We start from the raw sequence: 17099 nt of genomic DNA, 5'->3' as shown, positions 1-17099 counted from the left end.
TTGAATATTGGCTTTCTACTTTAGGGTCTTTATAGAGAACAATCAATTAGTTCATATAGTTGTCTATATTATATTGAAGTTAAGTGAGTATCGTCGCCGGACGAACGCCAGGAAACGGCGCAGCGCCGGATTTTCGTTTCCCGGTCGCCAATAGGCTGAATAGGCGACCAGCGTCGGCCCATCCCGATCGTGAATCTCTCGATAGGCAACGCCCGGATAGAGCGCCCCTGCGCCGGCCGCGCTCAGGACGGTGATCTCCGGTCCTCGGCCGATCATGGCCAGCATCGACTCCCGGCTGGTCTCGAGCATCCTGATATGCGTCGGAGAACCGAGCGCCGACAACCGACCGAGCACCATGTCCCGAATGTCCGGCCCCGGCTCGCCTGAGGTCAACAAGAAGGCCTCCTCCCGCAAGTCGGCCCACTCGATCGTTGCACGCTCTTGCAAGCGATGCGTGTCAGACATGGCGACAAGCACGTTCTCGCTCCACAGGGAGGTATGGTGGACGCCCGCATAACTGACCTGACCGGACAGAACGGCAATATCGACGTCGCCGCGCACGATGCCGGCGATCAGCGTCTCACGCGGCGCCTCGATCCGGTCCATCTCGACGTGGGGATTGGCGTCGCACCATGCTGAGAGGGTAGCGTGAAGATTGCCGGCCGAGATCGGGCTGTTATGGCCAAGGGTCAACCCGCCCGCGCGGCCTTGCCCGACTTCGCGCATCGCGACGACGAGAGAATCGGCGCGTCGGACGATTTCGCGGCCTTCTTTCACGAACGCGGCACCCGCAATAGTCGGGACGACCCCCGCTCGCGAACGGGTGAACAGTTTTACGTTGAGCAGTCGTTCCAAGGTGGCGATCCGCCGTGCAAAATTCGTTTGATCGACTTCCAGCGCCGAGGCAGCGCGCGAGAAACTACCATGGTCTGCGGCGGCAATCGCATAGCGGATATGGCGAAGCTCTATCACTGAAGGGCAACCGGCTACTGCCGCGAGCCTTCGAGGTGATCCTCGATCATCCGCAATATTCGCTCAAGTTCGGCTGCTTTCGCGTCGTGGCCACCCCGGATCGCAGCCTGCATTTGGTCGACGATACGCTGTGGGGCTTTCCGGCCGTGTTTCGCAACAAAAAACGATGCACTTTGCCGATGGCCCTCATCTTCCGATTTTGAATCTCTCATTTGCGTTTCTGGCGAGCCTTCCATCATGGAGCGCCCCTCCGCTGCTCCATGACTGTATGACGGCCGGAGAAGCATCAGGGACACCAGGCGTGACGCAAATTTGTTCCCCCAACACCTACTCGTCTTCTCCTACCGTGAAAGATTTTCGCATTTCCGGTGTCCCTCCGGGCCGCGCATGCGTCATACTGTCACGATATTGTCATAGATATGGAAGGGATCAGGTCGATGCGCGGAAGGGTCCGGTCGGGTGCCTCAAAACGAGTCAAGCAGAATGAGGAATCTCAACAAGCGATGGCGGGCCGCGTTGATGGCCTTCTTTATGCGGCGCGTTAAAGACCGGGAGGTGGCGGAAGATTTGACGCAGGAGGTCTTCGTTCGGATGCTCAGGCGGGATGGCACGGAGGGCGTTGCCGACTCCTATGTCTTCGCAATCGCTGCCAACCTGCTCTCCGATCGTGCGCGTCGGCAGCAGGTCCGGCATGCCAATCAAAATGTAATTGAACATATGTTTTCGTCGGACGGGGATATGCGCGACCCCCACCGGATTGCCGTAGGACGCGCTGATTTGGCAGCCATCGTAGCAGCTCTGAGCGAACTGCCGGAACGTCAAAGGACGATTTTCACGCTCTATCGCCTTGAGAATATGAGCCAAGAACTGATTGGAGAAGCATTTGGAATTTCGGCAAGCGCCGTCAAGAAGCAGGTCGCAAAGACCATGACACACCTGATCGCTCGTTTGGAGGGAGAGGAATGATCGTGGCGCGGGAACAAAGGGAGCGTCGTCGTGAGGAAGCCTCCGAGTGGTGTATGTTGCACGCCGAGGGGCTGCTCGCGGAGAATGAACGGCACCGTTTCGACCAATGGATCGCAGATCCGGAGAATGCTGCGGCGTTTGAACAAGCGACCAGAATTTGGCAGGCAATGGATCTCGCCGCTGAATGGCCAGAGATGATCCATATCCGAACCACGGCTCTGCAAAGCTACGGAGAAGCGAACGGCGCGCGCTGGAGGTCTTCCACCGCACGACGGTGGGCGTGGCTCGGCGGCACAGTCGCGGTGCTGTTGCTGGCATTTGTCTGGTCATATGCATTCTTGACGGGGCCGGAAATCTTCAAGACCGGCGTTGGCGAACGCACGGTTGCGATGCTCGCGGACGGAACAAGGCTTTCGTTGGATGCGGATACGCAGGTCGATGTGGTCTTGAGCAGCAAAATGCGCGAGCTAACGCTGGTAAAAGGGAGAGCGAGGTTCGATGTCGCAAAAGATCGCTCGCGCCCGTTCCTCGTTTTCGCGGGGAAACGCGCCGTTCTTGCCACAGGCACGCAATTCACCGTTGAACTCATCGATCAAAAGGTGCGCGTCGTGCTGATTGAAGGTCATGTCGAGGTATTGGAGAAATTCAAAGCCAAGGAAGAGGCCGAGGCTCTCCGCGTGAACCCTCGCGGAATCTCTGTAAAACAGTTCCTTCAACCCGGTGTCGAACTTGTCGAGGCGGCGGATAACACCTCGCCGGGCCGCCAGATCGCGCCAACCGATATAGGCCGGGCACTCTCGTGGGAAGGTGGCAAACTTGTCTTCGAGGACACCGACCTGCGCGCAGCAGTCGAACGGGTGAATCGCTATTCGGCAACGAAGGTCCGTTTAGGCAATGCCGGTGCCGGCAATGTCCGGTTGAGCGGTGTTTTCGCGCAGGGGGACGTGGCAGCTTTTGTCGAGGCCGCGACGGAGCTTGGTGGTCTTCAGGCGCGAAATGGCGACGGTGCCATCACCCTGTATGCGCCGGCGGAGAAACGCTAACAGAAAAAGTTCCCGCTCCCGCTGCCCCTGCGCGCTCGATGCGCGTCCTACAGGTAGAGTTGAAGCAACAGGGGAATTTATCGACATGCGGCACAGGACAATTCTGTCGGGGATGGCGGCTGCGGTTATGGCCGTTACAGTGGCCAATGCCGCGTCCGCGCAACAGCTGCAGCATCGCTTCGATGTCGAAGCAGGAGTATTGGCAGCGTCCCTTCGTGCGATCGCGCAAGCCTCGAACGGGCAGGTCGCATTCAATGAAAGCGATGTGCGAGGCAAGGTCGCACCAGCACTGCATGGGAATTTCACGGTCGAAGCTGCACTGGCGGAATTGCTCGCCGGTTCTGGCCTCTCCGCGAAACTGGGAAGGTCAGGCATCTATCTCGTCGAGCCGGACGTTACTTCGTCCTCCGTGCAAGGCAACAGTCAGCCTACGGAAAGTGCCGACCAAGGCGCCGACATCGTCGTTACCGCGCAGCGGCGCAAGGAAAGGTTGAGAGATGTTCCCGTCGCGGTCACGGCACTATCAAGTAAGGTGCTGGACGATCAACGCATCCAGTCACTTGAGGATGTGGCGAGGGTGACGCCCGGCCTGACGGTTGCCTCGTTCAACTACAGTAATCCCACGATTTCTGTTCGCGGCGCGGCCAATACCTTTAGTCAGATCGGCGTGGACAAGCCCGTCGCCGTGGTCATCGACGATGTTTTCATCACGCGTGTGTCGGCATTCTCATTCAACCTCTTTGATCTCGATTCAGTGGAGGTGCTGCGTGGCCCGCAAGGAACTCTATTCGGCCGCAACGTCACGGGCGGTGCAGTGGTGCTCAGAACCGCCAAGCCCCGCTTCGATGGCAATTCCTTTGCCGCGTCAGCCACCTACGGCAACTATAATGACGTCGAGCTGAATGGTCTCGTCAGCGGACCGGTCAACGATCAGATCGCGGTTAAGGCCGTTGTCTCCTATCTTCGTCATGACGGGTTCGGTTATGATCGGCTTACGGGGCAGAGTCTGGACAACCCGGAGAGCGTGAATGCCCGTGGGCAGTTGCGATACCGGCCGACCGGTTCGATCGACAACATTCTTAGCTTCGACTATTCCTATGACACCAACGGCGGCCGCGCGCTGTCCTCCAAGGCTGTAGGTTCCGACGACGGCAACCGCCGCACTGCGGAGTTGGGATTGCCGCAGTCGTTCGAGCGGCGGATTTGGGGTATATCCAACCACCTTGATTGGGACATTCTCGGCGGGACGCTGACTTCGGTTACAGCCTATCGAAAGTCGCGTGCGCAGGAAACCTACTCCTCCACTGGCGCATACTATGGCCTGCTGACCGCTGGTACACAAGGATATGTAACAGATGGCGATGATGTCGGGACATTCACTCAGGAAGTTCGCTACGCCAGCCCCAAATGGTCTTTGGGCGACTTCGTTCTTGGCGCATTCTATCTGGATCAAAGCGCCTCCCGCCAACTCTATACCAAGGCTTTGGCCGCAAGAACCGGAGTGCTGACAGCCTCGACGCTTGCGGATCAGCATGTCGATACTACGAGCTATTCGGCATTTCTGGATGGCGGGATCAACCTGCCGTTTAATTTCCGGCTGACTGCTGGCGGACGGTATACACGTGACCGCAAGAGTGGCCACTTGATCCGCACCAACTTGCTCGGCTCGACTGGCGGCTTTGCAACCGGCCCTTTCGCTGCGACGTTCGAGAAGTTCACGCCACGCGTCGTGCTGTCATGGAAACCGACCGAAAATTATCTGCTCTATGGGAGTTGGACTCGCGGATTCACATCTGGCGGCTTTAACTCAGAAGCGACGACTCTCGCATCTGCGACCACCCCGTTCAAGCCGGAGAATGTGACCAATTACGAAATCGGCGCTAAAGCGGGTTGGCTCGATAATCGAGTCAGCTTGGCAGTCGCTGCCTATGATCAGCGCTATACCGACAAGCAGGAATTTGTCTTCAACACCATCACCCGCATCGGGACGATCCTCAATGCATCAAAGGCACGTGTCAAAGGCGTTGAAGTCGAGTTGGGATTGCGCCCAGCGCGGGGACTTAGCTTAACCGGAAGCTATGCGCATCTCGACACGCGGTATAGCGAATTTGTCGTTCCCGGTGTGCTGAACAATACGGGCAACCCGCTCCCACTTTCCCCTCTGAACAAAGCATCGGCAGCTCTGTCCTACGAGACGACGATCTCGGATACACTCAAATTCCTTCTGAACGGTAGCTATACCTACACGGAGAGCTTCTACACCGGCGCCACCAAGGATCCGAATCTCTTTATCAAGGGATACAGCCTGGTGAATGCGAATATCGGCCTTGAAACAACGCACGGACTTCGCATGTCGATCTGGGGCAAGAACCTGTTCAACAAGGACTATCTCCTTACTCCTTCGACGTCCGGCGTACTCTCTGAATATCTGGGGGCACCCCGAACCTACGGCGTGACTATCAGCGCTCGATACTAAAGGAGCGGCGCGATGCGTTTTTCGCGGAGGGTGGTAATCGGTGGCCTGCTCGGCAGTTCTCTGATGTCGACAATCACGAAGGCCGGAACTGCCGTCGAGGGCGCGGCCGTGGGCCGCCCCTTGCCAGCACGGGTTCCTGGCGAACTGGACATCCATCATATCGACACGGGACGCGGCAATTGCACGTTGATTATCGGTCCGGACGGAACGTCGGTGATGATCGACGCGGGCGCATCCGGAGACCAATCACCTGCGGCAAATGCGCCAATGCCCGACGGATCTATGCGCCCAGGACAGCGGCAGGCACGCTATGCCCGGCGATATCTGGTGTCCGGCGCAATCGACTATTTCATCGCGACCCACGTTCACCCGGATCACATTGGCGACATCCTCGTGGACTCGCCTGCGGGGCCAGATGGAGCCTTCCGACTCACCGGCGTGAGCGACGTGGACACGCTGCTCCCGATTGGCACCGTCATCGACCGCGGTTTCCCCGATTACGGCCGTCTGTCGCCGCCCGATGCGCCTTTCGCCAGGAATTATCTCGCTTATCTCGAATGGAGGCAGCGCACCGGCAGGAGCGTCGAACGGGCGGCGGTTGGATCGGCCAATCAGATTCACCTATCCCGAGGCGCGAGTCTGCGCATTCTGGGATCAAGCGGTATGCTGTGGACTGGGAAAGGGGAGAGCACGCGATCGCTCTTTCCGAAGCAAGCCTTTCAGATGCAAGGTGGCCTGCCAAACGAAAACCTCCTCTCGACGTCCCTGCGGCTCACATACGGCGCCTTCAGCTATTTTACGGGCGGCGATCTCGCGAACGATGATCAGGACGGGCGCTATCCGTGGCTCGATGTCGAAACCCCCGTTGTCGAGTTGGCCGGACCCACCGAGGTCGTGTCTGCCGACCATCATGGCTATTTTGACGCCTGTGGCCCGAATTTTGTCCGATCGCTCGATGCGCAGGTCTATGTCATCCCGTCCTGGCATATGAGCCACCCCGGTCAGGCCCAACTCCAACGCATGTTAGGCGCATGGAACGGCAGCCAGCCGCTTCGTGACGTCTTTGCGACCAACATCCATCCCGAAAACGCGACGCTCAACTCCAGGTTCATCCGGGCGCTGAAGAGCACTCGCGGTCACGTCGTGGTCCGCGTTGCTGCGGGCGGCGCCTCCTTCCGGGTGTTCGTGCTTGAGAGCAGCGCCGAGCAGCCGAGGATGTTGAGCGTGAGCGGTCCATATCGCTGCCGAGAATCCGAAACAAACTCCGCAAAAGTGAACTTGTCTTTGGATGGTGCAAAGCTTAGGCCTCAAAATACCGGTGAGGAATCGCGATGATTCATTTACAATCTAGGCATAACATTAACCATTTACGTCAGATTTAGCCGCGCTAATGTAATAACGACTCTATTATACTCCATAAATACTGAATCTTTTGTGAATTGTATTATAGATATGACTAGCACCGATATCATCCATATCTCGCCCGCGGACAGAATACCCCGTTGTCCCGCCAAGCGGTCGCCGGCGAGTTTCCCCGAAGGAGGATATCGCCATGCATGGGAGAGGTTTTCGCGAAGCCATTGCGCCAAAAGGATTGGTGATCGACAAAGTCGAGTTTGCCGCCGGGCAGATACTGATCACCGGGCGATCGCGATCGCGGGTTTCGATCTGCCCGAACTGTTTCCGCCCATCTGCGCGTGTCCATAGTCGATATCACCGTACACTCGCCGATTTGCCATCTCATGGTCGGCCTGTTCGGATCACTCTCGTCGCCCGGCGGTTTCGCTGCGCCACATCTCGCTGCGCCACGCGTATTTTCGTTGAACGTTTTCCCCAGGAAGTGGCTGCCGCTTTCGCCCGGCGTACGACCCGCCTGGATTCTATCGTGCATCACCTTGGGCTGGCGCTGGGTGGACGCCCGGCGGCCAGTCTGGCGCACCGACTTCTGATGCCTGTCAGCAAGGATACGTTGCTTCGAACGGTGCGGCGACGTTTCGGTAGCGCTCAGGTGAAGCCGACGATCATCGGCATCGACGACTGGGCATGGAAGCGAGGGCAGCGATATGGCACGATCGTCTGCGATTTGGAGCGCCGTTGTATCATCGACCTGCTCCCCGATCGGGGCGTCGCCACCGTGGAAGCATGGCTCAAAGCCCGGCCTGAGATCAGTATCATCTCGCGTGATCGCGGTGGCGGGTACCGTCATGCGGCCGCGCGCGCCTTACCAGGCGCACTGCAGATTGCGGATCGCTGGCATTTGATGGAGAATGCAAGCCAGGCGTTCCTCGACGCTGTCCGTAAATCTATGCGCGACATTCGCCAAGCACTCCAGGCCGCTGCACCCGATCCCGAACTCCTCACATGCGTCGAGCGGCTTCAGTACGAAGGATTCAAGCGGCGTCAGGATGCCGATGAGACTATCCGTGCGTTGCTTAGCAAGGGATCGTCCATAAAGGCGGTTGTTCGCGAAACCGGCTATGCTCGCAAGACCGTACGGCAAGTTGCTCGTGGCGGACGATCCGACGTGTTCCGCACTCGGCTTAGCTCTCTCGACCCGTGGCTGGCAACGCTCGACGCCGAATGGCATTCTGGTTGCCAAAACGGTGCCGAACTCTGGCGGCGGCTCAAAATCATGGGCTTTAACGGAAGCCTGCGTGTCGTCGCTGAATGGGCGACGCGGCGTAGGCGCAACGAGGCCGCTCCCGGCAACGTGTCGCGCGTAACTCCATCAGCTCGTGTGATTGCCCGGCTCATGACGATGGCACGCGATCAACTTTCGAGATCAGAAGCCACGCTTGTCGCGACCATTGAAGCTGGAGTCCCTGCGCTTGTCGTCGTTCGAAATCTTGCCGACCGTTTCCATCGGATAATCAGGCAGCAAAAAGGCGCCGAGCTCGCCACATGGATCGAGGAGGCTCGGCAAACACCGCTTCGTTCCTTCGCCAATGGCTTGAACGACGACTGGAATGCGGTGAAGGCCGCCATCATCGAGCCTTGGTCCAACGGACAAACGGAGGGACAGATCACGAAGTTAAAGCTCGTCAAACGCCAGATGTATGGGCGGGCCAAGCTCGATTTGCTGCGGGCGAGGCTGATGCCACCTCGCGATCAACCCTCTTTATTGCACCAAAAGTGAGTCAGAGCCCCTCTTCGACGCCGATAGGGGGTTCCGTTTGGGCTCTGACTCACTTTTGGTGCAAACGCGTTGATAGTGGCGAGTTTCCCCGAAGGAGGATATCGCCATGCATGGGAGAGGTTTTCGCGAAGCCATTGCGCCAAAAGGATTGGTGATCGACAAAGTCGAGTTTGCCGCCGGGCAGATACTGATCACCGGGCGATCGCGATCGCGGGTTTCGATCTGCCCGAACTGTTTCCGCCCATCTGCGCGTGTCCATAGTCGATATCACCGTACACTCGCCGATTTGCCATCTCATGGTCGGCCTGTTCGGATCACTCTCGTCGCCCGGCGGTTTCGCTGCGCCACATCTCGCTGCGCCACGCGTATTTTCGTTGAACGTTTTCCCCAGGAAGTGGCTGCCGCTTTCGCCCGGCGTACGACCCGCCTGGATTCTATCGTGCATCACCTTGGGCTGGCGCTGGGTGGACGCCCGGCGGCCAGTCTGGCGCACCGACTTCTGATGCCTGTCAGCAAGGATACGTTGCTTCGAACGGTGCGGCGACGTTTCGGTAGCGCTCAGGTGAAGCCGACGATCATCGGCATCGACGACTGGGCATGGAAGCGAGGGCAGCGATATGGCACGATCGTCTGCGATTTGGAGCGCCGTTGTATCATCGACCTGCTCCCCGATCGGGGCGTCGCCACCGTGGAAGCATGGCTCAAAGCCCGGCCTGAGATCAGTATCATCTCGCGTGATCGCGGTGGCGGGTACCGTCATGCGGCCGCGCGCGCCTTACCAGGCGCACTGCAGATTGCGGATCGCTGGCATTTGATGGAGAATGCAAGCCAGGCGTTCCTCGACGCTGTCCGTAAATCTATGCGCGACATTCGCCAAGCACTCCAGGCCGCTGCACCCGATCCCGAACTCCTCACATGCGTCGAGCGGCTTCAGTACGAAGGATTCAAGCGGCGTCAGGATGCCGATGAGACTATCCGTGCGTTGCTTAGCAAGGGATCGTCCATAAAGGCGGTTGTTCGCGAAACCGGCTATGCTCGCAAGACCGTACGGCAAGTTGCTCGTGGCGGACGATCCGACGTGTTCCGCACTCGGCTTAGCTCTCTCGACCCGTGGCTGGCAACGCTCGACGCCGAATGGCATTCTGGTTGCCAAAACGGTGCCGAACTCTGGCGGCGGCTCAAAATCATGGGCTTTAACGGAAGCCTGCGTGTCGTCGCTGAATGGGCGACGCGGCGTAGGCGCAACGAGGCCGCTCCCGGCAACGTGTCGCGCGTAACTCCATCAGCTCGTGTGATTGCCCGGCTCATGACGATGGCACGCGATCAACTTTCGAGATCAGAAGCCACGCTTGTCGCGACCATTGAAGCTGGAGTCCCTGCGCTTGTCGTCGTTCGAAATCTTGCCGACCGTTTCCATCGGATAATCAGGCAGCAAAAAGGCGCCGAGCTCGCCACATGGATCGAGGAGGCTCGGCAAACACCGCTTCGTTCCTTCGCCAATGGCTTGAACGACGACTGGAATGCGGTGAAGGCCGCCATCATCGAGCCTTGGTCCAACGGACAAACGGAGGGACAGATCACGAAGTTAAAGCTCGTCAAACGCCAGATGTATGGGCGGGCCAAGCTCGATTTGCTGCGGGCGAGGCTGATGCCACCTCGCGATCAACCCTCTTTATTGCACCAAAAGTGAGTCAGAGCCCCGTTTGCGCGCCGTTTGACAGACAGTATATGCAGGCGGCATACGGCGGACGAATGCGGCGCCAGGCGGCTCTAGCGTAGTAGACAGTGCGTCACATAGTTATCGGTTTTATCCAGCGCGGTGCACCAAGACCGCCGTGTCTACTACGCCAGACTACGCTAAAACCGCTTCACGCCGTCTTGGACTGCCGCGGGAGAGAGAAACCCAGGTATCGGGCGCAGTTGATGGGACGATGGTCGGCGGCAAAATGTTCGAATCTCTCCGAGTGGATTCGGCCGCTCTGCGCGGTCCAAGCTATGTGGTTCGTGAGCTGACTCTTTCCGGACCTGCTGTTCGTTCATGTCGACAGTCCAATAAACATATGAACGACACACGCATGATCAGTTCCTGGCGACATCGATATAGATCGGGTTGCCGACCAGCAGCAGTCGGCCATCGGCGTTGCGGATATCGGCCCTGATCCAGTGGCGGCGGCCATCGGCGGTCCAGCGGAAGGGCAATTGGGCGTCGTGACCGGCCGGCCCGGCGATGTCGCGCCCAAGGGCTGGTTCCTCCCGACCGTCGATGATGACGACCAGGCGCCCCTGTTCGATCCCTTTCACCGTCACCGCGAAATCGGCAGCGTCGCCCTTGCCCAGCGGCAAGGCGCCGCCCATCGCCACCTCATGGCGGCCGGCGCGGGCGGTCATGTCAAGCAGGCGGGTGCGCGTGCCGTCCACGTCGATGAACACACGCCCCGCGCGCAGGCCATCGAGCAAGCCCTTCACCGACAGTTCGGCCATGTGGATCACGGTCGTCGGCGACCCAATCGCTCCCACCTGGTCGAGGGCTCGGCCAGCATCATGATTGTCGCTGCCGCCGATCGCGGTCAGCCGTTCGCCTGTATTCAGCCGCGCCTGCCAGAAGGCGAAGCCCTGGAGTGTTCCTTCGGCCGATCCGGTTTCGGCCATGGTGCTGCCATTCACGACCTCGATCGCCTGCACCGCGCCAGGCGCCAGCCCGTCGATCCGCCAGCCACAACCCATGCAGATCTCGCCGGAGGGCGCCGCGGGATGGTTGATCGAAACGACGCCTCCCGCCGCGCGCGCCGCGTCGAGCCATCCAGCCGCCGCCGCGTCGCCGGTCGCGGTCCGGAAATCGAGGAAGTTGGTCAGGCCGAAGACATTGGCATGGCCCCAGAAGGTCGTGATCTCCCGTCCCGGCACCAGCAGCAACTGGTCATAGGCCGGTTGCAGCGCGCGCAGCGCGGCGAAATGCGCGGTGGTGTTGTGGTCGGTGACGGCGATGAAATCGAGGCCGCGCGCCGCCGCCGCCGCCAATGTGCGGTCAACCGGGCAGGGTACGCGCACGCCGCTCTGGTTTGCGCAACGGCCATCGCTGTTACCGGTGTGGCTGTGAAGATCGCCGCGATACCAGCCCGGCGCGGCCCTGAGCGGCGCATCGGCGAACTCCACAGGGGCGGCGGGCGCCCGCTCGACGGCGATCCGCGCCTCATAGTGCGCCGTTGCGCCGGAGCGGAGGTTGGGGACGCCCAGCAACAGCCGCCAGCGCCCGGCGGGCAATGGCCCCGGAAGGAAGCCGGGCGAAGCGTCCTCCACCGCCAGGGTGAAGTCGGGATGGCTGCCGCCGCCCCAGCCCCGGAACCGCTGCGGGTCCAGCATCCCCAGGTCGATCACCGACTTCTGCGCCTTGCCGTCATAGGTGAAGCGGATGCTGATCCGGGTTGCCCCCTCCGGCACGTCGAACGGCACTTCGCGATACTGTTCCTGGTCGGCATGGGTGAGCGTGCCGGTGAAAACCCTTTCGTCCGTGGCCGCCGCGCCGCCCGTCCCACCCGGAGCGAGGGGACGGGCGGCGACCGGAACGGCGGCCAGCGCCAGGGAAAGAAGGATGGCGCTCAGCCGCCGCACGACCATGCCGTATCTCCGCCCCTTAGAAGCGATACATGATCGACGCGCGATAGGTGCGGCCGAGCAAGGGGCGGGCGATGAAGGTGTTGGCGCCCGCATCCGCATTCTGCAATTCGCCCGCGCGCGGATTGCCTTCGGTCAGGCCCAGCGAGTTGGTGACGTTGTCGACATAGCCGAACAGCGACAATTGCTCGTTGATCTGGAGCCGCCCGCTGAGGTTGAGCGATTCATAGGCGGGCAGCCGCACCGAGTTGGCGGTGTCGACATAGCGTTTGCCCTGATGCTCGAACGCCGCCTGTAGGCGCAGCCTGCCGTCGAACAGGTTGACGCCGGGCACGAGGCGCAGGCTGAGCTTGGGAACGCGGATCAGCTGATTGCCGTCATAATCGTTCACCTTGCCCGACGCGTCGGTGTAGGTCAGGCCCTTATATTTGGGTTCCTGATAGGTGAGCGTGCCGGCAAGGTCGAACCAGGAAGTCGGACGGATCAGGGTTTCAAGCTCCAGGCCGAACGTCTGGGTGTCGGCATAGCGCGCTTCGGACGTGGACACGCCCGTCCCCAGATCGAAGCGATAATTGGTGAAGCTGACATTATTATATTTCGTCCAGAAGCCGGTGGCGTAGACGTCGATCAGCGGGCTGCTGAACTTCACGCCCACCTCGCCCAGGTCCATCGTCTGCGTGAAGGGCTTGGCCGCCGCATTGGTGATGTAGTTGCCCAGGCTGGGCATACGGCTGGCGGCGGTGTAGCGGCCGAAAGCGCCGATCCGGTCGTTGAACTGGTAGTTGATGCCGACCGTCCAGCCCAGCTTGTCGAATGAATCGTCATAATGGGCGAAGATCCCGGTGCCCGTCTGGATCTGCGAGGTTGCGAGCGTGCCCAGATTGACGGTTTTCTTGGTTTCGACCCGGCCCTTGGCGGTCATCTTCTCCCAGCGCAGGCCGGCGTCGATCCGCAGGGCATCGGTGATCTGCCATTCATCCGCCAGATAGAACGCGTGGGTGGTCTGCTCGCCCGAGGCGTTCTCCCACTCATAGCCGTAGCGCCAGATGCCGTTATCGGTCAGCGTCGAGACGAGATTGCCGGCCGCATCCACAGCAACGAGGTTCAGCAGCCGCGAATTGGTCTGCACGTCGAGCAGAGCGGTCGAGGAATAGCGGCTGAAATCTTCGTCAACATGCGCGAAATAATAGCCCAGGGTGATGTCATGGGTGGTCGATCCCATATTGAACTGATGCGAAACCTGGGTGTCGCTGATGAACTCCTTCACCGGCATGGTGATGCCGCGCAGGCCACCGACGATGACCAGGCCGTTGCCGTTCTGGTTGGCCGTGTCGTAGACACCAGTGGGCGCGTTGACATAGCGCAGTTGCAGCGCGGTCGCGCCCGGTACGGAGGCCAGCAACCCGGCCGACTGCTGGAGGAAGCCGGTCGCGCTCAGCAGCGTGTTGGGGAAGACGCCGTTCCGCTGGGTCTTCGTATCGTTGTAGCGCGAACTGTTGACGATCTTCCAGCCATCCGCCGGCTCGAAGGTGAAGCGGCCGCTGATCTGGGTGCGCTTGACCTCCGTGCCGCGCGTGTTGTCGAACTGATAATGGCCGCCGTCGCCGGTGATCATGTTGACGAGCGCGGTCTCGGGACCGGCGACGCTGCCATGATGCCCGTCAAAGCCGGGCACCGCGCGGATCTCGCCATCCTCATAGGTTCGCATCGGGATGCCGGCGTAGAAGCCCACCGTGTCGTCCATGCGCTTGACGTCGAGCTCGATCGAGCCGCGCTCGAATTCGCGCGAGACCGTGGCCCGGATCTGGCCGCCCTTGTTGGCGGTGAAGCCCATGTCGCGGGCGCCCTCATAGCTGCGATAGAAGCCGCCCAGCGCCAGCTTCCATTCACCGACGGGGGCGCCGACCCAGAAGTCCATGCGATACTGGTCGCCGTCACCGACCGTCGCCTTGACGAGTCCTTCGGCCCGGTCGCCAACCTTGCGCGGGATGAAGTTGATCGCGCCGGCGGGGGCGTTCGAATAGAAGACCGACGATGGACCACCGCGCACGACTTGGATCTGGTCGATGGTTTCGTCCAGGCGGAACACCTGGTCGCCGTTCAGATAGCCGAGCGCCGGATCATGCTGGATCGGGATGCCGTCTTCCAGCAGTTGGACCGACCCGAAGCCGTCGACGGGCACGCCGCGTGCGCGCACATTGCCGCTGGCTTCGCCGCCCGACGCTTCCACCCAGAAGCCGGGAACCGATTTCAGCGCCTCGGTGACGCTGGTCGGCGCCTGCATACGCAGCGCCTGTTCGTCGATCCGGGTCACCGAATAGCTCGTCTCCGCCTTGGTGCGGACCCCGGTGCCCACGCGGCCGGTAACGATGATCTCGTCGAGGCTCGACGGTTCGGTCGCGCGAGCGACATCCTGCGCGAGGGCGGACGACGCGCCTGCGAGGCTGCCAGCGATCATGCTGGAGCAGAGCAGGATTTTGGTGTTCTTGTTCATCTTTTCCCTTTCAGTATCAGGCAAGCAGGGACGCGGTCCGTTCAGCCGGACGGGCCGTCTGAATGGACGCCCTGCTCGTGGCGTTGGATTGTCTTGTGCGGAAATCTGGCCGGCATTCGCCGCCGGGGCGCGCTTGCGGCGAATGGTGGCGGCCTGCGAAGTCATGTCGGCGATCTCAAGAGGACTGCCACCCAAAAGCAGACGCAGCGCCTCCCGCCGGGTCATGCGCCCCCGAACTCGCGGACTGTGCAGCGATGCGGCGGCGTCATAAGGCAAAAGGATCTGCCGGCCGGCCTGACGCGCATATTGGTCGAGCGCGGCGGACAGCGGCTGGCTGGGAATATCGAACAGGACGGTGTCGGTCGCCGTCTGCGCGGCAGCGACGACCGGCAGGGCGACGGGCGTCACCAACGTCATACCGACAGACCATGCAGCGAAAGCAGGCGTCCTCATCATTCCCCCAAGCAGGCTCCGGGCGCAGACGGGACTTGATGGGGATTCCGCCATTGCGGCGGAAAATATTTATCGGGATCGGGAAAGTTTGATCTTGCCCCGGTGCGGCGAGCTACGCGGCGAGCAGGATGATGGATTGCGGCCCGACATTGGCCTCGATGTCGAAACCCTGTTGCAGCGAGCGCAGAAAGCTCGCCGGATCGTCGACGAAGAAGCGGCCACCCAGTCGGATCATGCCGATCGCCGGATCGCCAACCACCAGCTTCTTGTCGAGATAGCGGTTGAATTCGGCCACCGCCTGATCGAGCGGCATCCCGTTGAAGATGATCTCGCCCCGCCGCCAGGCTGAAACGGTGTCGGCGTCGTTGGGGGAGACCTTGGCCGTCTGGATGCTGCCTTCGCGGCCGGACAGGACATGCATGGGCGCGAGCGCCAGCCGGCTGGCGTCCGGACGACGGATTTCGCCGCCGCCCGACAGCGCGATCAGTTCCGGCCCATCGTCATACAGGCGAAGATTGTAGCGCCCCTGGGTCAGCCGCGCCTCGACGTCGCCGCCATGCAGGATGAAGGGCAGAATCGCATTGGCGGCCACGGCGATCGCCGCCTCGCCCCGTTCCAGCCAGACCGATCGGCTCTTGTCGAACCGCCAGGACAGCAGACTGTCGGTGTTGAGTTCCGCCAAACTGCCGTCGGGCAGCCGGATCGTCCGTCGCTCGCCCACGGCGGTCTGCACCCGTTCACGCCGCTGGCGCAACAGCAGCGTCGTGCCGCCCGTCGCAGCCAGCAGACCGCAGAGACCCGCACCGGCCAGCAGGCGGCGCCGGCTGAAGGTCGGCGCTACCGCTTCCTCGCTTGCCTGACCGTGATCCCGCGTCTCGACCGGCGGCATGTCCGGGCGCATGGCGGACAGGCGCAGGGCGCCCGTGCGCTCCCAGGTTGCGGCCATTTGCGCGAAGGCGGCGGCATGACGCGGGTCGGCGGAACGCCAGGCTTCGAAGGATTGCGGGTCGGCGCGGCCGGCATCGAGGGCGATCAGCCACTCGGTAGCCGTGGCGATCAGTTCTCCTCCCGCTTTATCGGATCCCATGCTTCGCCAGACCTCGTGCCGTCGTCATCATCCGCTGATTTCAGCGCCTCGTGCAATAATCGCAATCCCTTGACGAGATGTTTTTCTACGGTGGAGACGGCGATACCCATATTTTCCGCCACTCGCCCCGGCGGCAGGCCATCGATGCGCCGCAAATGCAGTGCTTCGCGGCATCGTTGCGGCAGCATTTCCATCGCGCGCGCGACACGACGCAACTCCTCCCGATCGATGGCAATCTGGTCCGGCAAGGGGCGGTCGTCAGCCGCATCCAGTTCGTGGAGCACGACCGCCCGGTCGATCCGCACCACGTCGGCCCGGCGAAACCGGTCGATCGCGAGATGGCGGATCATCCGCATGGCAAAGGCATGGGGGTCGGCGATCCGCTGCCAATCTCCCAGCGCCATCAGGCGGGCATAGACTTCCTGGACGACTTCCTCGGCATCCTCCTCGTTACGCAGCAGATGACAGGCGAATTTCCGATGCGACAGGTGATGCACATGCACCCGATCTATGAACCATCGGTCTATCTTCCGAAGCCACGTCATGATCGCCCTTTGCATGCCAGAAACGCGGCACGCTTAGTCGATGCAGATGACAATCAGTTGACGTACGCGGCCCATACCCTGACGCGACGCGCGCACCTGAAATGATCAACATGATAAATTTCAAGAAATAAAAGCGGCAGAACGTCTTCGCGTGTTTGACAGCTTTCATTCGTCATGCAGGCCCAAACCGCGCGCTGTGTCACCCAGAGGCGACAAGACTAGAGTTGGATGACATTAGGGAAACTCTGAACAAGTTGGGCTTGCAGGGCGAGCGCTGATCTGATTCTGTTTCTGGGAGGGGAATGGAATGAGACA

Annotated in this window: 12 protein-coding genes; 6 read left to right on the top strand and 6 right to left on the bottom strand. The window is 60.9% G+C overall.

Annotated elements, in window-relative coordinates; genetic code table 11:
- Nucleotides 1-63: 63 nt before the first annotated feature.
- Both WFP78_RS21950 and WFP78_RS21945 read right to left on the bottom strand, forming a co-directional pair.
- On the bottom strand, nucleotides 64-972 hold the full coding sequence (locus WFP78_RS21950) for a LysR family transcriptional regulator (RefSeq protein ID WP_336966569.1): 909 nt from the start codon (nucleotides 970-972) through the stop codon (nucleotides 64-66).
- A 14-nt stretch (nucleotides 973-986) separates the two neighbouring features.
- Entirely contained in the window at nucleotides 987-1211 is a 225-nt protein-coding gene (locus tag WFP78_RS21945) for a hypothetical protein (RefSeq protein ID WP_336966567.1), read from the bottom strand.
- Nucleotides 1212-1455: 244 nt separating this feature from the next.
- On the opposite strand from WFP78_RS21945, the gene WFP78_RS21940 reads away from it, so the two are divergent.
- From WFP78_RS21940 to WFP78_RS21915, 6 genes are all read left to right on the top strand, one after another.
- Nucleotides 1456-1938 (top strand): RNA polymerase sigma factor, encoded by a 483-nt coding sequence (locus WFP78_RS21940; RefSeq protein WP_336966566.1) that lies wholly within the window; start codon nucleotides 1456-1458, stop codon nucleotides 1936-1938.
- The gene (locus WFP78_RS21935; RefSeq protein WP_336966564.1) at nucleotides 1935-2981 is read left to right on the top strand and encodes a FecR family protein; all 1047 of its coding nucleotides are present in this window, start codon (nucleotides 1935-1937) and stop codon (nucleotides 2979-2981) included. Before WFP78_RS21940 ends, WFP78_RS21935 begins: the two co-directional genes overlap by 4 nt.
- Nucleotides 2982-3108: 127 nt before the next feature.
- Nucleotides 3109-5457 carry a TonB-dependent receptor gene (locus tag WFP78_RS21930; protein ID WP_336966563.1) on the top strand — a complete coding sequence of 783 codons (2349 nt, stop codon included), beginning with the start codon at nucleotides 3109-3111 and terminating at the stop codon, nucleotides 5455-5457.
- A gap of 12 nt (nucleotides 5458-5469) precedes the next feature.
- A complete protein-coding gene (locus tag WFP78_RS21925) occupies nucleotides 5470-6792 on the top strand; it encodes a ComEC/Rec2 family competence protein (RefSeq protein ID WP_336966561.1) in 1323 nt (440 codons plus the stop codon).
- Nucleotides 6793-7009: 217 nt separating this feature from the next.
- Nucleotides 7010-8593: an ISL3 family transposase gene (locus WFP78_RS21920; protein WP_336966559.1), complete on the top strand. Its 1584-nt coding sequence runs from the start codon at nucleotides 7010-7012 to the stop codon at nucleotides 8591-8593.
- A gap of 106 nt (nucleotides 8594-8699) precedes the next feature.
- The gene (locus WFP78_RS21915) at nucleotides 8700-10283 is read left to right on the top strand and encodes an ISL3 family transposase (RefSeq protein WP_336966559.1); all 1584 of its coding nucleotides are present in this window, start codon (nucleotides 8700-8702) and stop codon (nucleotides 10281-10283) included.
- A gap of 389 nt (nucleotides 10284-10672) precedes the next feature.
- Here the strand turns inward: WFP78_RS21915 and WFP78_RS21910 are convergent, their stop codons facing one another.
- The 4 genes from WFP78_RS21910 to WFP78_RS21895 all read right to left on the bottom strand — a co-directional run bounded on the left by WFP78_RS21910 (nucleotide 10673) and on the right by WFP78_RS21895 (nucleotide 16736).
- Nucleotides 10673-12208: a CehA/McbA family metallohydrolase gene (locus WFP78_RS21910; protein WP_336966557.1), complete on the bottom strand. Its 1536-nt coding sequence runs from the start codon at nucleotides 12206-12208 to the stop codon at nucleotides 10673-10675.
- Nucleotides 12209-12224: 16 nt separating this feature from the next.
- On the bottom strand, nucleotides 12225-15116 hold the full coding sequence (locus WFP78_RS21905; RefSeq protein WP_336966555.1) for a TonB-dependent receptor: 2892 nt from the start codon (nucleotides 15114-15116) through the stop codon (nucleotides 12225-12227).
- Between the two features lie 148 nt (nucleotides 15117-15264).
- Complete coding sequence (locus WFP78_RS21900) at nucleotides 15265-16239, bottom strand: FecR family protein (protein WP_336966553.1); 975 nt, start codon at nucleotides 16237-16239, stop codon at nucleotides 15265-15267.
- Nucleotides 16209-16736 (bottom strand): RNA polymerase sigma factor, encoded by a 528-nt coding sequence (locus WFP78_RS21895; protein ID WP_336966552.1) that lies wholly within the window; start codon nucleotides 16734-16736, stop codon nucleotides 16209-16211. The genes WFP78_RS21900 and WFP78_RS21895 overlap by 31 nt, the downstream gene beginning before the upstream one ends.
- Nucleotides 16737-17099 lie beyond the last annotated feature (363 nt).

Source organism: Sphingobium aquiterrae (genome assembly GCF_037154135.1).
GTDB classification, from domain to species: domain Bacteria; phylum Pseudomonadota; class Alphaproteobacteria; order Sphingomonadales; family Sphingomonadaceae; genus Sphingobium; species Sphingobium aquiterrae.
The sequence above is the reverse complement of the archived record's forward strand: the minus strand, read 5'-3'. Positions and strand labels throughout refer to the sequence as shown.

Bases quoted from the DNA above. Each gene is read 5' to 3' on its own strand.
- WFP78_RS21945 (WP_336966567.1), bottom strand. From the start codon at position 1,211: ATGATGGAAGGCTCGCCAGAAACGCAAATGAGAGATTCAAAATCGGAA.
- WFP78_RS21940 (WP_336966566.1), top strand. From the start codon at position 1,456: ATGAGGAATCTCAACAAGCGATGGCGGGCCGCGTTGATGGCCTTCTTT.
- WFP78_RS21935 (WP_336966564.1), top strand. From the start codon at position 1,935: ATGATCGTGGCGCGGGAACAAAGGGAGCGTCGTCGTGAGGAAGCCTCC.
- WFP78_RS21930 (WP_336966563.1), top strand. From the start codon at position 3,109: ATGGCCGTTACAGTGGCCAATGCCGCGTCCGCGCAACAGCTGCAGCAT.
- WFP78_RS21925 (WP_336966561.1), top strand. From the start codon at position 5,470: ATGCGTTTTTCGCGGAGGGTGGTAATCGGTGGCCTGCTCGGCAGTTCT.
- WFP78_RS21920 (WP_336966559.1), top strand. From the start codon at position 7,010: ATGCATGGGAGAGGTTTTCGCGAAGCCATTGCGCCAAAAGGATTGGTG.
- WFP78_RS21915 (WP_336966559.1), top strand. From the start codon at position 8,700: ATGCATGGGAGAGGTTTTCGCGAAGCCATTGCGCCAAAAGGATTGGTG.
- WFP78_RS21910 (WP_336966557.1), bottom strand. From the start codon at position 12,208: ATGGTCGTGCGGCGGCTGAGCGCCATCCTTCTTTCCCTGGCGCTGGCC.
- WFP78_RS21905 (WP_336966555.1), bottom strand. From the start codon at position 15,116: ATGACGTTGGTGACGCCCGTCGCCCTGCCGGTCGTCGCTGCCGCGCAG.
- WFP78_RS21900 (WP_336966553.1), bottom strand. From the start codon at position 16,239: ATGGGATCCGATAAAGCGGGAGGAGAACTGATCGCCACGGCTACCGAG.